Here is a 15,992-nt window from a genome sequence, read left to right on the forward strand (position 1 = left end):
CACATTTTTCCCAGAAAGCGAAAATATCGGTCCGGTGCTTCCATACTCCCTCAGGCAACAAAAGCTTTGCTTTTTATGCCGTGGGGTCATTATAGCATCGACCACAAAAATAGTCAACAATCTTCAGGCAGGAAGATAAAGCTGTATGGAACGATCCAATGAAAGCATCTTCCTGATGAGGGACCAATCAGGAAATAAAAAGCGACGCCTCCGAAAAAACTTTCGGAGGCGTCTGATTACCTTGTTTTTACGTCGCGGCAATCATCTGTGACGTAAATCACGCGCGTATGCGTTGATTACGTGAGACCGATGATGACCAGATTCGCCTGAACATCTGAGGTGCCGTAGCTTACCGTGGCGCCGCTGTTGTTGAACAGAGAGAATGTGGTAGGAGTTCCGGTAACAGTCAGCAAAACGCTTCCGTTCAGCTGCAGAGTAGTCACCGGGGACGGAGAAGAGGCAAAAACAGACGGGAAAACACTGCCGCTTAATACTCTGATACCAAAGTTTACGGTAGTTTCCGCTCCGGCTCCATCGGTATTTACCCACCACGAAATAAGATAATTGCCCGGCTGCTGCACAAAGAAGGTTCCGGTTCCGGCATTGTAGGTGATATTTGCGGACGGCGAATTGATTACAGTATCAAACAACACGTTGACGTTGTTTGCCACTGTTCCGCCGCTGCTCCCCTGAAGCTGAACCTGCACGCCGTCAAGAACGGCTTCTGCGGCGGCTCCGGTTGGTCCAGTCGGGCCGGTCGGGCCGTTCCTATTCAGAAAACAAGCGGCCTTTTCATTGACGGGGCTTTATCCCGCTCCCGAATGGCGGTTGGCCTCTATGGATTCCTCCATCCGGCGGATCTCGTCGCTGTGTTTCAGCCTGACGCTGATACTGCCGTTTTCAAACACCTGGATATGATCAACCAGTTCAATCAAAATATCCCTCGTCAGTTTGTCGATATTTTCGTATTTCCTGTAAGCCGTCAAAACGGGATTTTCTGCTTCCGTGCTCTTTTCAAGCTCCGCCCGTTCCGCCGTCAGATTTTCGATAGCGGCGTCGATATTTTCCATTTGCCGCTCGTAGTCCTCGTACATCTGGCGGTAGTCCTTGTGCGTAAGGCTTCCGTCCTTCCAGTCCTGATAAAGCGATTGCTTGTAGCGCGTGACTTTGGCAAGCTCCCTTCCCTTTGCGGCGATCAAACCGTCCAGTTTGCTTGACTGGCTCTTTTTCAGCGGGGCTTTGTCAACGTGTGCCATAACCTCTGCATAGGCATCGGCCATATACACCTGCTGCTGAATCACGTACAAAACCGCCGCTTCCAGAAGGTTGTGCTTGATGGAGTGTTTTGTACAGGCGGCTTTGGATTGTTCCTTGTAAGTGCGGCAAAAGTAGTATACCGTACCTTTGACCTCGCTTCTGCACATGGATTTGCCGCACTCGGCGCAGCGCAGAAAACCGCTGAACAGATAGAGCTTCTTTTTTCCGGGAGCCATTCGCGTGTCGCGTTTTAACAGCTCCTGCACCTGAGCAAACCGTTCCCGGTCGATGATAGGCTCATGGGTGTTTTCAACGATAAACCACTCCTCTTCGGGAACAGCGTCCTGAATATGGATTTTGTAGCTCCGTACCCGGTAGCGGCCCTGCACCATGTCACCGACATACAGTCGGTTTTTCAGCATTTGTGTGACGGTCTTTGCGTTCCACAGCGGCTGATTTCCGGCGTTAGGATTTTTATATTTCATGCCCTTGCTCCGCTTATATAGAGAAGGGCATAACACGCCGCGTTCGTTCAGTGTTTGCACAATGGCATTTTTGCTCATTCCGTCCAGAAACCATGAAAAGATGTCCCGCACGACCTCGGCGGCTTCCTCGTCGATCACCAGCGCGTTTTTGTCCTCCGGGTTCTTCTTGTATCCGTAGGCGGCGAAGGAACCGATGTGCAATCCCTTTTCCCGTTTCTTGTCAAAGACCTTACGCACGTTTTCGGACGTGTCCTTCGCGTGGCTTTCATTCAGAACTCCCTGTACGGGAACGCCGATATTCGTTGCGCCGTAGGGGTCTTTGTACGTATCGATCGGCTGCTGGTAGAGTGAGACGAACCGCACCTGATGAATAACGAACCAATCTTCTAAATAATAGCCCTGGTCGGCATGGTTCCTGAAGCTGCGGGCCAGATTTTTCACAACGACACAGTTGATCTTTCCGGCCTCAATGAATCGGAGCAGCCTTTGAAAATCCGGGCGTTCCTCATCGGTGGTGCCGCTTACCCCGTCATCGACGAATTCATCCACCAATACGTATTTGTTGTCGTCAAATTGATTGTTGAGCCAGTCTGTCAGGATAAGCCGCTGATTATGAACGCTCTCGGATTCGTCGTTTCCGCGGGAATCCTCACGGGACAGCCGGATGTAAAACCCGACATACCAGGTTTTGCTTTTGCTTGCTTTCGGCAGGATTTCATACCGGGCCTTCGGTCTTGCCATAGTTCCTCCTTTCCTGCTGCATTATATCGAAAGAATGCTGTTCGGGCATAAAGGCAGCAATGCTTCGCCGCTTTGAAAAAGAGGTCACAGGCCGCTTTTCTTGCGCAACAGGAAGTTCGTCAGCAGCTCACAAAGCGTCGGGCCGTCGTCGGTAAACTCTACCTGAACGCCTAACTCGCCATATCGAAAACAGTATGGATTTTTCGTGCGTTCAATGACCAGTTCTATGCGCTCCCGTTTGGAAAGGCTGTTATCGAATGGAAAACCTTGTACGTCCACAAGCGCATTCTTATCGATTGCCCGAATATCTGCGCTTTGCATGGAGTTGATTTGTTCTATCGATATCATAATCATGCTTCCCCCTTGATACGAGCATGATTCATCTGTATGCTCCTTTCGGATTGTCCTATGAGGAGTGGGGAAGAGCGGCGCCCCAAGCCCTTTCAGGACAGCGAAGTTAAAATCGAAGCGTATTGCCATCATGGCATTGGATGTTTCTCTCAACCCATAAGCGCCAAGAGTGCCGATGGATCGGAAGACCCGGCAGGGTCGTGCGGCTGACGATGAACACACCAGCTTGGAGGACGTTTTTGCCGGTGGCAATGCCGCCGCCAGAGCCGCGGCTGTGATTTTAACTGTGGTGCGGACAAGCATGCTGCCAAGTCCATTGAAGAGTATTTCCGTAACAAAATTAAAAAATCTGTATAGAATAAAGTGTTTGATCAGTTTAGCATAGGCCAGATAAAGCCTGATCGGAAAGAAGCATTTTGCCGGCCTTGCGCTTTTTGAACAAGGCCGGCTTGAACGCGCGGATACGGTATGCGTAAAGAGAAATAACAGCTCTTGCCGCGGGCGAAACGCTCCGGTAAATCCTGCATGCACGCCTGTATTTCCAGCGGCTGTTGTGTGCAGCGTGAACGGATTGTTTTCGGCTGTGTAGCCGTCTAGTGTTTCTTTCCCGCGGCAGCTCCCTGATTTTTTCATTGTTTATCTATCGTTCTATGTAAATGTTTTTCAGTTCTTCGAACTTGAAAACATGCTTTGAACATTCCAAAAAGGAGAATGACGATGAAGTATTTGTATTGGCTGTTGGTTTTTATCCCGATCACTCTTGTTGCAAGGTTTGGACTCCACTTAAGCGATGGTATCGTATTTTGCCTCTGCTGCGCCGGCATCATTCCTCTGGCCGCCGTGCTGGGGGATTCGACCGAACAGATCAGCCTGTACACCGGCCCAAAGATCGGCGGATTTTTGAATGCCACTATGGGGAACGTTCCGGAAATCCTGATCTGCGGATTTGCCGTCAAGGCGGGAATGTATTCTCTGGTACTTACAAGCCTTGCGGGGTCCATGCTCGGCAACATTCTGCTTGTGATGGGAATGAGTATTTTTGTTGGGGGGTTAAAATATAAAATTATGCCCGTCAGCAAGAACATTGTCAAAAATAATTTCGATCTGCTTGGTTTCGCACTTTTCAGCATCATCGTTCCGTTTTTCTTTAAATTCGGGAGCAGGGGAGGGGAGGATCCTAACGCGGTAAAGGAATTCAGTCTTGCGCTGGCGATCGTCATGCTTGTGCTGTACATATTGGGGCTGATTTTCTCTTTGATTACGCACAGGGATATCTTTTTGGAGGATGCTGACGACGGTGAGGAAGCGGAAGAACCGGAATGGTCATTGAAAAAGGGCGTCGTCATTATGGCCGCGGCGGCGGTAGCCGTGGCTGTGATGAGTGAAATCCTGGTCAGTACTGTGGAAGGTGCCGCAGAGCAGTTCGGTCTGGGGGAAGCGTTCATCGGCATCATCCTGATCCCCATTCTTGGAAACGTGGCGGAGCATGCTTCTGCATGCCTTATGGCGATCAAGGGAAAGATCAACATCAGCATCGAGATCGCGGTTGGTTCCAGCATGCAGATCGCGTTGTTCGTGACGCCGCTCATGGTCATCTGGAGCGCAATGCTCGGGAATACGATGGAATATGTCTATACCTCGATGGAGCTGCTCGGGATTGTTATCAGCGTCATCCTCACCGCCACAGTGTTTATGGATCATAAGGTCAACTGGCTGGAGGGCGCAGAGCTCATGGTCGCCTATATTGTCCTGGCTGGGGCTTTTCTGGTGTTTGGAACTTAAGAGCTTTGAAAAACCGTTGGCTTTTTTCGTTCCTACTGTATAGACGGGTACTGTTCCTGCAATAAAACAGGCCCCTCTTTCCGTGGAGCTTCACGAAAAAGGGGCCTTTCGATTTTTAGGGGAGGTACCTGAGAAGCGGAGCATCCCCTTTGGGCTGTGCGTAAACAAAAAAGCGCAAGGTACAGCCCGGAGGTATTGCGAAAGAAAGCCCCGGAGCGGCTTTGTTCCTTTATGTGCTACTCCCATTGGGAGTTGTATCTCTGTGTATCCTATCAAGCGGAGAAAAGCTGTTTTGCAAGCCGGTGATTTGTTGTATAATAACATCATAAGACAATATCAATCATATAAGAGAGGAATGAAAAGGTTGGATAAAAAAGGGTTATATGATCTTCTCGATCAATATCAAATGACTTATGAAGCCTGCGAGCATCCCGCCGTATACACCATTGAAGAGATGGACGCCCTGAATCTGCCGCATAGCGAGCGAGTTGCAAAAAATCTTTTTCTGCGTGACGATAAAAAGCTGCATTATTATCTTGTTACCGTGCCGGGCCATAAAACCGTCAACTTAAAAAGCCTGAGTGAAAAGATTGCCAGCCGCAAGCTGACCTTTGCCAGCGAGGAATCGCTCAGGGAATTGCTGATGCTGGAAAAAGGACATGTCACACCGCTTGGGGTGTTAAATAACGCAGAGAAAAATGTGATTGTGGTGTTCGATAAGAGTCTGCAGAATCAGCAAATCGGCATCCATCCCATGGAAAACACCGCAACCATTTTTATGGCTTTTGAGGATGTCGAGAAACTGGTAGAGGATCATGGAAATCCTATTGTGAAGTGCGACTTTGAGTAACAGCCGATTTGTTCCATCTAATCCGGCGAGATGTTCTTCTGATACACACGGAGCAGATGAATTTCACCCCTTTTCAAAATGTACGGCGGCCTGATATTGGGACAGTACCGAGCTCAAGGCTGGACTCAGCAGCCTTGCAGAAACTCCGTTTTCCTGCCGCAGCAGGTTAAGTCCAATTGATGCATGGCTCTTGTGCAGGCAATGTATAAAAGGCTTCTGTCCAACGGTGTGTGATAAAGCTCATCAGAAATATCGGGGATGATCACCTGATCAAATTCAAGCCCCTTGGACATGTGCACGGAAGTAACGACGATGCCGTTCTGAAATTCGCTGCTGCCGAAATCCAACAAAGCCATAGTGTCATCAGCGGTATGAAGCTGCTCAAACAGCTGCTCTGCCTGCTTCTGCGATTTGCATATGATCCCCAAGGAGGCATGTTCGGATTGCCTGAATTGCTCAATCAAAGCACGTATCTTGTCAAGCTGCTCCTTTGGGGTTTGGCATTCTGTGATTGCGGGTGCACTGCCATGCCGCTCAATGGGAATCAGTTTTTTGTTATCTAAAATCTGCTGCGTAAACCTGGTGATTTCAATGGTGGAACGGTAGCTCCTGCGCAGTTCCATACAATCGCACCCCAAAAAGTACGGCTGGATTTTTTCCGCGGAGGATGAGCTGTAAGGATTTACGCTTTGGTAGCTGTCGCCTAAAATGGTCATCTTACAGGAAAACAGCTTTGCCAGAACCGCATATTGAATCGGCGTGTAATCCTGCATTTCATCCACGAGCAGATGCTTTATGCTTTTGTATTCCTGCTCTTCTCCTTCAAAATAGATTTTGGTATAGAGAAAGGGATACACATCGCAGAATTCAAATGCGTTTTTGCCGATCAGACGGAACAGATGCTCCTGACCGATGGAGCGATAAAAATTTTGATACAGCGTCAATGCGTCATTGAATTGAAACATTTTTTGAATGCTGCTTCTGATTTGGCGGATGACTGTGGGATCCATCTTTTGATTGGTATCTCTTTTATGCCTTTCTATCAGATCGTCCGCTATTTTACGCAGCCGCGTTTTGATCGGCAGCTTTTTCAAAGCACGATAATTCAAAAGCAGTTTTCCCTTGGAAACAGAAAAGTTCTCGAAGGAAAGATCGGTCGGAACAAAACAGGTTTTATCGGCAGACTCTAAATACGATTGAAGCTGCTCCACAAAGAGATTTGTCGCCTTAAATTCGATTCTGGCAATGGTTTCGGCGTCTCCATTAGCCAATAAGCTTTCTACCTGCTCCGAAAAAGTCTGATACCGATACTTTTTTCCAAGCATGTCCGCTGCGATATCATCGAAGCCGATTTCCGACATGTTTTCTTCTCCCAACTCCGGCAGAACATTCGAAATATAGTTTCCGAATACCTTGTTGGGGGAAATAATGAGAATGTTCTTCGATGTCAGAGTATCTTTAAAGCGATACAGCAAAAATGCGACCCGATGCAGCGCTATGGAGGTTTTTCCCGAGCCCGCCGCACCCTGTATGATCAGCACTTTTGCGGCTTCGTTCCGGATGATGGCGTTTTGCTCCCTTTGGATGGTCGCCACAATGTTTTTCATCTTGTCGTCGGAATTGCGGCTCAGCTCCTTTTGCAGAATTTCGTCGCCGATATTCAGGGAGCTTTCAATCATGTACTCCATCTGAGTCTGTCTGATTCTGTATTGCCGTTTCAGGGTCATCACTCCGTCGATTTTTCCGGCGGGAGCCTTGTAAAAAGCCGGTCCGGTTTCAAAATCATAAAACATGCTGGAGACAGGTGCACGCCAGTCGAAAATGACACTGCGCAATGCCGCGGGATCGGCAAAAGCATGCACTCCGATATAGAATGCATTTCCTTGTTCTTCTTCTGTTCTGATGAAATCGATTCTCCCAAAATAGGGGGATTGAATCAGCTTTTCGAGCTTTTCTCTTTCTCTGACAGCTTTTTCTCCAAAGGCAACGCTGTCATAAACGGCCGTTCGGTTCGCCGCTTTTTCCGCAGAATCAAGCTGGGCCAGATTCTCATAGATATACCGTTTTGTTTCCAGTATCTCTTTGGAGTAGTTGTCTATTTTTTGGTTGATTTGTTCCAGTTCTGCTCGCAGCTTTCCTTGAACTTCGCTTAAATACGTTCTTTCCTCATTTTCTGTTTGGTGTAACATAGTTGGTCTCCCTAATCTTTTCCTTGAATTGATATTCTAAGTATAAAAGAAAATAAAAAAAATACTAGACTTTTTATTTCCGGCATGATATTGTATATATTAGTCATGTCCTCAAGAAAACACAAAATTTACATTTTTTGCCATTTTTCTTGATTCTTAATTAATCAATATCAATATTGAATATTCAGATAGTCTTTCTAATCAAAATGTTGGAAGGGCTATTTTTTATTGTGAAAATAGAGTTCGGTATGCATTAGTTGCCTGTTTTTATACTCTGTGACAGCGAAGATGATTTTGCCTTTTGTGGTTAAACAACTGCGAAGGGATGTAGAGGTACAAAGCCGCTTTGCCGCCTTAGAAACATGGGTGAGAAGAAGGGAAGAATACGCGCTCCAGAGCTTAGGTTCCTCATCGAATGATTGGAACGGACTTTTGATAGAATGGTTATCAATACTGCCGAAGTTCTATGTCCGGTAAGGCATCTGACTGGCTAAAGCTGTTTTCTGCCCGAATGAGAGAAAAATAACAATATTAATGTAAACCATTACACAAAAAGGGAAAAATTCAGAATATATAAAAAGCCGAAGCAATTGATTGTGAAATTATAAAATAAAAATATTACTATTTATTGACAATTTTTGTGATATCTGTTATATATAAATTAATTAAACTTTGAAAAATTAGAGTTAGGTCTCCAACAACATAATGTAATCGATTACATATATAAGAGCAGAAAGAAAAAGAAACGGATCAAACGGGATGGGAAAAGGGGGAGCTTACTTGAGCACGATCGAAGAAGTAGCACAGGAATCGGGCGTTTCCGTTGCCACGGTATCACGGGTCATCAACCGCAACGGAAAGGTAAGCGCGATCACCAGGCAGAAGGTACTGGCGGCCATCGCAAAGCTGAATTATCATCCTAACACGTGGGGGCGCAGTCTGCGCAAGGGGCAAAGCAGAATCCTGCTGATTCTGGTGCCGAATATCACAAACCCGTATTATTCGCCCATCGTACACGGGATCCAGGATATCGCACGGCATAATCGGTACCAGACCATGTTGTGCATTACGGACGGAATCCAGATCCATACCAACAGCTATTTTGAGCTGTTGCATAACGGCAACGCCGACGGCGTTATCCTGATGGACGTCAAAAAGGATGATCTGGAGGTTTCGGAACTCGCAAAAGGCTTCCCCATTGTGCAGTGCTGCGAATACTGCAGCGACGAAAGCGTGGGGCATGTTTCCATCGACAATTTTAAGGCGGCCTACGACATGACCCATTTCCTATGCTCTGTCGGGCATCGGAAAATCGGATTGATCGGCGCGGCCAACTCGTTTATTTCCACACAGCAGCGGCGCATGGGCTACGAAAAGGCGCTTTCCGAAGAGGGGATCGCCGTAGAACAGCGATACATCACTTCCGCGGCGGGCGATTATAACTTTTCTTCGGGCGTGCAGGCTGCGCGCACTCTGCTCTCTCTACCAGACCGGCCGACCGCCTTGTTCTGCATTTCGGACGTCATCGCGCTCGGCGCGCTCCGCGTGGCAAAGGAAATGGGCCTGCGTGTGCCGGAAGACCTTTCGGTGGTAGGATTCGACGATGTGGAATACGCTACCATGTTCCGCCCTATGCTGACTACCGTCAGCCAGCCCTGCTATCAGCTTGGCAAAACCTCCTGTGAGCTGCTTCTCGAGCAGCTGGGCGGGCTCCCTCCGCGCTCCGTGTTTCTGGAGCACAAAATTGTTCTGCGCGATTCATCGGCAGGATTGCCGAAAAATTCATAAATCGCATACCACAAACTAAAGGAGGAGCATTATGAAAAAACTATTGGCATTTGTTCTGGCAGCAGCCATGTCCCTGTCTTTGGCTGCGTGCGGTGGAAGCACCACCACAAGTTCTGCGCCCGCGTCCGGTGCGACGCCCGCGTCGTCGGCTGCGGCGGATAAGTACAAGGTCGGCATCCTTGCCCCGGCGGTCACCCACGGCTGGGTCGCGGCTGTGGCTTACCATGCGGAAGCCCGCTGCAAGGAGCTTGCGGACAAAGTAGACTACAAGCTGTACACCAGCAACAACGCGGATGAAATGACTTCTCAGCTGGACGATCTGATGACATGGGGCGCAAAGGCCATCGTCGCGTTCCCGCAGTGGGAGGGCATGGAAGTTCCCATCAAGAAAGCGGTTGACGCAGGCATCACCATTGTAAACTTCGACATCGCCATCAATGTGGACGGCGTGTACCGTGTCTCCGGCGACAATGAGGGCATGGGCGTAGAAGGCGCCAAGTACATTGTGGATAAAATCGGCAAGACCGGCAATGTCGTAATTCTCGACGTTCCGACCTCCGGCTCCGTGGCAGAGCTGCGCAAGAAGGGCTTTACCGAGACAGTCGCGAAACTGGCCCCCGATCTCAAGCTTTCTACCTACGCCACCAAGTTCACACGTGAAGACGGCCTGAAGGACTTTGCGGATATTCTGACCAAGAACCCGAAGATCGACGCCGTTTATTCCATGGACGATGAAACCTCCATCGGCGCGCTCCAGGCCATCAAAGAGGCAGGCCGTACCGATATTAAGGTGATCACCGGCGGCGGCGGAGCACAGGAGTATTTCAACATGATGCCGCAGAACGAGAACATCTGGATTGAATCCGCTCTGTACAGCCCCGCCATGGTGCGCGACGCTGTGGACGTAGCGGTGAACGTGCTCGACGGCAAAACCGAAGAGAAGGTCAAGATTATTCCCACCACGATTGTGGATCGTGACAACTGCGCACAGTTCAAGGATGACAAATCCCCCTATTAATTCTCAGCAGCAGGAAAAGAGGCTATGGCGCAGCCATAGCCTCTCCTTAAAAAGGAACGGAGTGATGGAATGACACTCGAAATGCAGGAAATCTGCAAATCCTTCGGCGTTGTGCGCGTGCTAAAGAATGTTGATTTTTCCGTAAGGGGTGGGGAAATCTGCGCGCTGATCGGTGAAAACGGCGCCGGAAAATCCACACTGATGAACCTTCTGGGCGGCGTGCTTCAGCCCGATTCCGGCAGAATGCTTCTGGACGGGAATCCGGTTTCGTTCCGGAACCCGGCGGAATCGCTTTCGGCAGGCATCGCTTTTATCCATCAGGAGCTCAATCTGATCAACGATCTTACCATTTACGAAAACATGTTCATCGGCAGAGAACTCAAAAAGAAAAATGGCCTTCTGGATGCGGACGCGATGCGGCGGCAGACACAGGAGATATTTGATAAAATGGATTTTCATCTCAACCCTATGACCATGGTGAGGGACCTGGATGCCTCGTATAAGCAGATTGTCGAGATTTTTCGGGCGCTGATGATGAATGCCTCCATCATCATTATGGATGAACCCACCGTGTCCCTGACCGATTCCGAGGTGGAGCGAGTGTTCGATATGATGCGTACGCTGGGGCAGCACGGAGTCGGGATCGTGTTTATCTCTCACAAGCTCAAGGAAGTCATGACCATCTGCGACCGCTTTACCGTACTGCGCGACGGCGTGATGGTAAAGGACGGCCCGATTTCGGAAACCTCCACCGACGACCTTGCGCATCACATGGTAGGGCACGAGCTCCACATTGAAACGGTGCGGCGCGATTACGAGAAAGAACGCGAGATTTTGCGCGTGGAAAACCTTTCCGACAAAACCGCCTTCCGCGGCGTTTCTTTCGCGGTGCACGCCGGGGAGGTGTTAGGCGTCACCGGGCTTTTGGGGGATGGGCGCAGCGAGCTGTTTCAGACGATTTTCGGAGTTCGGGGGAATTACGAAGGGCAGATCTATGTGGAAGGGGAACCGGTACATATCAGCAGTGCCATGCAGTCCCGGCGGCTCGGGATCGGTTATGTGCCCCGCAACCGAAAGGAAAACGGCATCCTCAAGGATATGAGTATCCTGGAAAACGGCTCCATTGTCACGCTGCCGGAATACCAGCGCCGCGGGCTGATTGACCGCGTGCGGCAAAACCTGGATTTCGACCGCCAGATCGAGCAGCTGCATATCAAGCTGGGGAAAAAATCGGACCTGATCACCAGCCTTTCGGGCGGCAATCAGCAGAAGGTAGTGCTGGCGAAATGGCTGAACGCAAACCCCAAAATCCTGGTGCTCGACAACCCCACGCAGGGGGTGGATGTGGGTGCGAAGGAAGAAATCTATAACATTATTCTAAAGCTTGCCGGTGCGGGCGTCGCCATTGTGGTTCTGTCAAGCGAAGTACAGGAAATTATCCGGCTGTGCGATCGGGCGCTCGTGATGTACCACGGCCAAGTGCTTGGAGAGGTCAGCGGCGATACCATGAACGAGCACGACATTATGCGCCTTGCCACCGGAGGAACTTCAGCAGAAATAGGGGGAGAAAACGAATGAAGGAAACGGCTGCAATCAAACGGGAAGGATTCTTACCCTGGTTTCGCCGCATGTGGACTACATACCCGCTGTTCAGTACGGCCATCGCCCTTTTGGTCATGGTGGTCCTGCAGACGCTTGCTCTCGGCTTTGAGTTCGACTCTTTCGGCGCGTGGTTTTCCACATGGCTGCGCAACTGGATCAATATTCTGCGCAATAACGCCAGCGTAGGCATCATTGCACTTGGCATGACCTTTGTCATCGTGTCCGGCGGCATCGACCTTTCCGTCGGTTCCTCCCTGGTCGCGGTCGGCGCCATTGTCATGATGCTGATCGATTCCGGCCCCAGGGGATTTCTGTACTCCATGGGGATTTCCGGCCCGGCGGTATACGTGCTTGCCGTTCTGGTCGGCGTTTTGGCCGGCTGGCTGTTCGGGGAACTGAACGGAGTGCTGGTGACCAGCGGTAAAATCCCCCCATTCATCGTTACGCTCGGCACAATGAAAATTTTCCGCAGCGTAACACAGCAGTATATGCAGGGAGGTTCCCCGTCCGTCCCCAGCGGTTTTCTGGAAATCGCGAATGTGAGCATCGGCGGGCAGATGCTGATGCCGATCGTTTACTGGCTGCTGATCTCCGCCGTGCTGCACATTGTCTCGCAGCGCACCGCCTTTGGCCGGCATGTGGTGGCGGTCGGCTCGAACGAGCGCGCGGCAAAGCTTTCGGGCATTCCCGTAAACCGCGTCAAGCGCCGCGTTTACGCACTGATGGGGATGCTGGTCGCATTTTCCGCCGTGCTGCAGGTTTCGCGCATTGGTTCCATGGATTACGCGAACGCAGGCAGCGGCTACGAAATGGACGCCATCGCGGCGGCAATCGTCGGTGGAACCAACATGGCCGGTGGGCGTGGCTCAATTCTCGGCACCGTGCTCGGCATGCTGATCATCTCTGTGATGAACAACCTGCTCAACCTGATGGGTGTCCCGCCATTTTTGCGGGAGGCCTGCAAAGGCATCATTGTGATCGGCGCCGTCCTGCTGCAGAAAAAGGAATCTACCTCCTGAGCAGGCCGCACGGCCGAATGAATTGAAAATGGAAGAAAGGGGACTTACTTGTGTACAAAGTTGGGATCATCGGATGCGGAAAAATCGCACAGGTACGCCATATACCGGAGTATCTCGCCAATCCCGAAACGGAAATCGCCGGGTATTTCGACCTCAACACACAGCGTGCGCAGGAGCTTTCTGCCGCGCACGGGGGCAGGGTGTATGCCTCATATCAGGAGATGCTGAGCGACCCCGCCATCGACGCAGTCAGCGTCTGCACCGTCAACACGACCCATGCGGAGATTGCGACGGCGGCTCTGCGCGCCGGAAAACATGTCCTTTGTGAAAAGCCCATGGCTTCCACGCTCGAAGAATGCGAAGCCATGGTTGCCGCCGCGCGTGAAACCGGCAGACTGCTGATGATCGGTCACAATCAGGAGCTGACCCGGGCGCACATGCTGGCAAAGCAGCTTATGGAGGAAGGCATGATCGGAAGGCTGCTCACCTTCCGCACCACCTTCGGCCACGGCGGGCCGGAGACCTGGAGCATCGACGCCGGAAAAATTACATGGTTTTTTGATAAGAAGCGCGCGAGCATGGGCGCGATGGCCGATCTCGGCATCCATAAAACAGACCTGATTCAGTTCCTGTCGGGGCAAAAGGTGGTGGAGGTCACCGCCCGGCTCACCACGCTGGACAAAACGGACGCTTCGGGGAATCTCATCGGCGTGGACGACAACGCCATCTGCATTTACCGGCTCAGCGGCGGCGCCATCGGGACGATGACAGCCAGCTGGACGTATTACGGGGCAGAGGACAATTCCACCATCCTTTATGGAACGAAGGGAATCCTGCGCATTTACGATGATCCCGAATATGCCATTCAGTTGATCAGACCCAATGGAGAAATCGTTTTGTACCGGGTGGATCAAATCCAGACCAACGACAACCAGACCAGCTCCGGCGTGATCGATCGGTTTGCCGCCTGCCTCGGCGGGGAGGACCCGGGCCATCTTTCCGGGGAAGCGGCGCTCAGCGCCATGCGCGCGGTGTTCGCCTGCATCGAATCCTCACAGACCGGGCGCGCGGTCGCTGTTCATCAAGAGGGGAGTGAAATTGGATGAAGCTTGGATTTGTCAGCGCTATTTTAGACCAGATGTCATTTGAAGAAATGATCGATACCGCCGCAGGGCTCGGATTTTCCTGTGTGGAGGTCGCCTGCTGGCCCCGCGGAAAGGCCGAGCGGCGCTATGCCGGGGTCAGCCATATCGATGTCGGTGCTCTGACCGACAAAGAGGCCGCGCGGATTCTGGACTACTGCAAGGCCCGCAGGGTAGAGATTTCCTCGCTGGCGTATTACCCGAACACGATGGACGGCGATCCGGAAAAGCGCACCGCGAATATCGCCCATTTGAAGCAGGTGATCGCAGCCAGCCACCGTCTTGGTGTAAATCTGGTCACCACCTTTGTGGGGCGCGACCAGACCAAAACCGTGGAGGAAAATCTGGAGCTGTTCCGGGAAATCTGGCCGCCGATCGTACAAGAGGCAGAGGGACTCGGCGTTCGCATCGCCATTGAAAACTGCCCGATGCTCTTTGGGCCGGATCAGTGGCCCGGCGGGCAGAATCTGGCCAGCACGCCGGCCATCTGGCGCAAGCTGTTCCAAATCGTGCCCAGTCCGAATTTCGGGCTGAACTATGACCCCAGCCATTTTGTATGGCAGATGATGGACTATATCACCCCTCTGTATGAATTCAAAGACCGGATTTTCCACGTTCATTTCAAGGACATCAAATTGCTGCCAGATCGTCTGCGCGAGGTCGGCACGATGGCGTATCCGCTGGAATACATGGTACCCAAGCTTCCCGGCCTTGGCGATGTGGATTGGGGAAAATATGTCTCCGCCCTGACAGACATCGGCTATAACGGTTACGCCTGTATCGAGATTGAGGATAAGGCGTTTGAAGGCAGTCGGGAGAGAATTCTGAACAGCCTGAAAATTTCGAAACGGTACATGGAGCAATTTGTCATCTAAATATGGCTGGAAGCTCGCCAGATTCAGTTTCAGGAGGGATGATTTTGAAACGTATCATCATCGCAAATTCCAACTGCTACCACGGGTTTTCTTTGGAAGAAGCTATTGCGGGCATTCAAAAGGCGGGATTCCGCTACATTGAGCTGACCGCGACGAAGGGATGGACGGAGCATGTCTTTCCTTCCATGTCCTTTTCGCGGCTGTGCAGGGTGCAGGACGAACTGCAGAAAGCGGGCCTGACCCCGATTTCCATGAGCGGTCACTGCAATCTGATGGACCCGCAGCGGCTTCCTGACTTTATGGATAATATCCGTCTGGCCGCCTTTTTCGGCTGCGAATACATCGTTTCCTCGGTGGGCGAAGCGCACCTGAAGGACAGCACGGTCGCCTCGAACCAGGAGCTGGTGAAAAACATCCGTAGCTTGCTGCCGCTGCTCGAAAAACACGCAATGAAGCTGGTGCTGGAGGTTCACGGGGAACACGGTAGCGGAAAAATTGTGAAGGAAGTGACGGACGCAGTGGCATCTCCGCTCGTTTCCGTCAACTACGACACGGCAAACGCCATTTTTTACGGCGGGGTCGATCTTGCGCAGGACCTCGATGATTGTATGAACAGCATTGGGTACATGCATGTAAAGGATAAAGCCGGGGAACGCACGGAGTGGAACTTCCCCGCGCTCGGGGAAGGCGCTGTAGATTTCCCGATGATATTTGAAAAGCTTGGCCGAGCGAGCAACAACTGCCCGCTGAGCGTGGAAATCGAGTTCACACAGGATGGCCCCAAGGATTTGGCGGCAGTCGATGAAGCGATGCAAACATCCGCGGCATACCTGACCGCGCACGGTTTTTCACTGTAATACGAATCTTTAATAAAAAATGCAACATCATGGTGG

13 protein-coding genes are annotated in these 15,992 nt (G+C 51.1%); 9 read left to right on the plus strand and 4 right to left on the minus strand.

The window, feature by feature from the left end:
• Positions 1-296: 296 nt before the first annotated feature.
• The 3 genes from HMPREF1141_RS09170 to HMPREF1141_RS17680 form a co-directional block, all read right to left on the minus strand.
• Entirely contained in the window at positions 297-707 is a 411-nt protein-coding gene (locus HMPREF1141_RS09170) for a hypothetical protein (RefSeq protein WP_009063449.1), read from the minus strand.
• Positions 708-806: 99 nt separating this feature from the next.
• Positions 807-2,483, minus strand: coding sequence for a recombinase family protein (locus tag HMPREF1141_RS09175; protein WP_009063736.1), 1,677 nt, complete (start codon positions 2,481-2,483; stop codon positions 807-809).
• An 84-nt stretch (positions 2,484-2,567) separates the two neighbouring features.
• Positions 2,568-3,467, minus strand: coding sequence for a DUF6870 family protein (locus tag HMPREF1141_RS17680; RefSeq protein ID WP_009063974.1), 900 nt, complete (start codon positions 3,465-3,467; stop codon positions 2,568-2,570).
• 84 nt (positions 3,468-3,551) lie between these two features.
• Here HMPREF1141_RS17680 and cax point away from each other — a divergent pair, with 84 nt between their 5' ends.
• A complete protein-coding gene (cax, locus tag HMPREF1141_RS09185) occupies positions 3,552-4,616 on the plus strand; it encodes a calcium/proton exchanger (protein WP_009064118.1) in 1,065 nt (354 codons plus the stop codon).
• 355 nt (positions 4,617-4,971) lie between these two features.
• Entirely contained in the window at positions 4,972-5,466 is a 495-nt protein-coding gene (locus tag HMPREF1141_RS09190) for a prolyl-tRNA synthetase associated domain-containing protein (RefSeq protein ID WP_009063937.1), read from the plus strand.
• A 125-nt stretch (positions 5,467-5,591) separates the two neighbouring features.
• Here the strand turns inward: HMPREF1141_RS09190 and HMPREF1141_RS09195 are convergent, their stop codons facing one another.
• Positions 5,592-7,655, minus strand: coding sequence for a UvrD-helicase domain-containing protein (locus HMPREF1141_RS09195; protein WP_009064111.1), 2,064 nt, complete (start codon positions 7,653-7,655; stop codon positions 5,592-5,594).
• A gap of 780 nt (positions 7,656-8,435) precedes the next feature.
• Between HMPREF1141_RS09195 and HMPREF1141_RS09200 the strand changes: the two genes are divergently transcribed.
• From HMPREF1141_RS09200 to HMPREF1141_RS09230, 7 genes are all read left to right on the plus strand, one after another.
• On the plus strand, positions 8,436-9,443 hold the full coding sequence (locus tag HMPREF1141_RS09200; protein ID WP_009063498.1) for a LacI family DNA-binding transcriptional regulator: 1,008 nt from the start codon (positions 8,436-8,438) through the stop codon (positions 9,441-9,443).
• Between the two features lie 31 nt (positions 9,444-9,474).
• Positions 9,475-10,461 carry an ABC transporter substrate-binding protein gene (locus HMPREF1141_RS09205; protein WP_009063738.1) on the plus strand — a complete coding sequence of 329 codons (987 nt, stop codon included), beginning with the start codon at positions 9,475-9,477 and terminating at the stop codon, positions 10,459-10,461.
• A 69-nt stretch (positions 10,462-10,530) separates the two neighbouring features.
• Positions 10,531-12,039 carry a sugar ABC transporter ATP-binding protein gene (locus HMPREF1141_RS09210; protein WP_009064053.1) on the plus strand — a complete coding sequence of 503 codons (1,509 nt, stop codon included), beginning with the start codon at positions 10,531-10,533 and terminating at the stop codon, positions 12,037-12,039.
• Complete coding sequence (locus HMPREF1141_RS09215; RefSeq protein WP_009063546.1) at positions 12,036-13,082, plus strand: ABC transporter permease; 1,047 nt, start codon at positions 12,036-12,038, stop codon at positions 13,080-13,082. The genes HMPREF1141_RS09210 and HMPREF1141_RS09215 overlap by 4 nt, the downstream gene beginning before the upstream one ends.
• A gap of 50 nt (positions 13,083-13,132) precedes the next feature.
• Entirely contained in the window at positions 13,133-14,188 is a 1,056-nt protein-coding gene (locus HMPREF1141_RS09220) for a Gfo/Idh/MocA family oxidoreductase (protein WP_009063523.1), read from the plus strand.
• Complete coding sequence (locus HMPREF1141_RS09225; RefSeq protein ID WP_009063968.1) at positions 14,185-15,099, plus strand: sugar phosphate isomerase/epimerase; 915 nt, start codon at positions 14,185-14,187, stop codon at positions 15,097-15,099. The genes HMPREF1141_RS09220 and HMPREF1141_RS09225 overlap by 4 nt, the downstream gene beginning before the upstream one ends.
• Positions 15,100-15,137: 38 nt before the next feature.
• Positions 15,138-15,956: a sugar phosphate isomerase/epimerase gene (locus HMPREF1141_RS09230; protein WP_242824581.1), complete on the plus strand. Its 819-nt coding sequence runs from the start codon at positions 15,138-15,140 to the stop codon at positions 15,954-15,956.
• The last annotated feature ends 36 nt before the right edge of the window (positions 15,957-15,992 follow it).

Source organism: Clostridium sp. MSTE9 (assembly GCF_000277625.1).
Taxonomy (GTDB): Bacteria; Bacillota; Clostridia; order Oscillospirales; family Acutalibacteraceae; genus Faecalispora; species Faecalispora jeddahensis.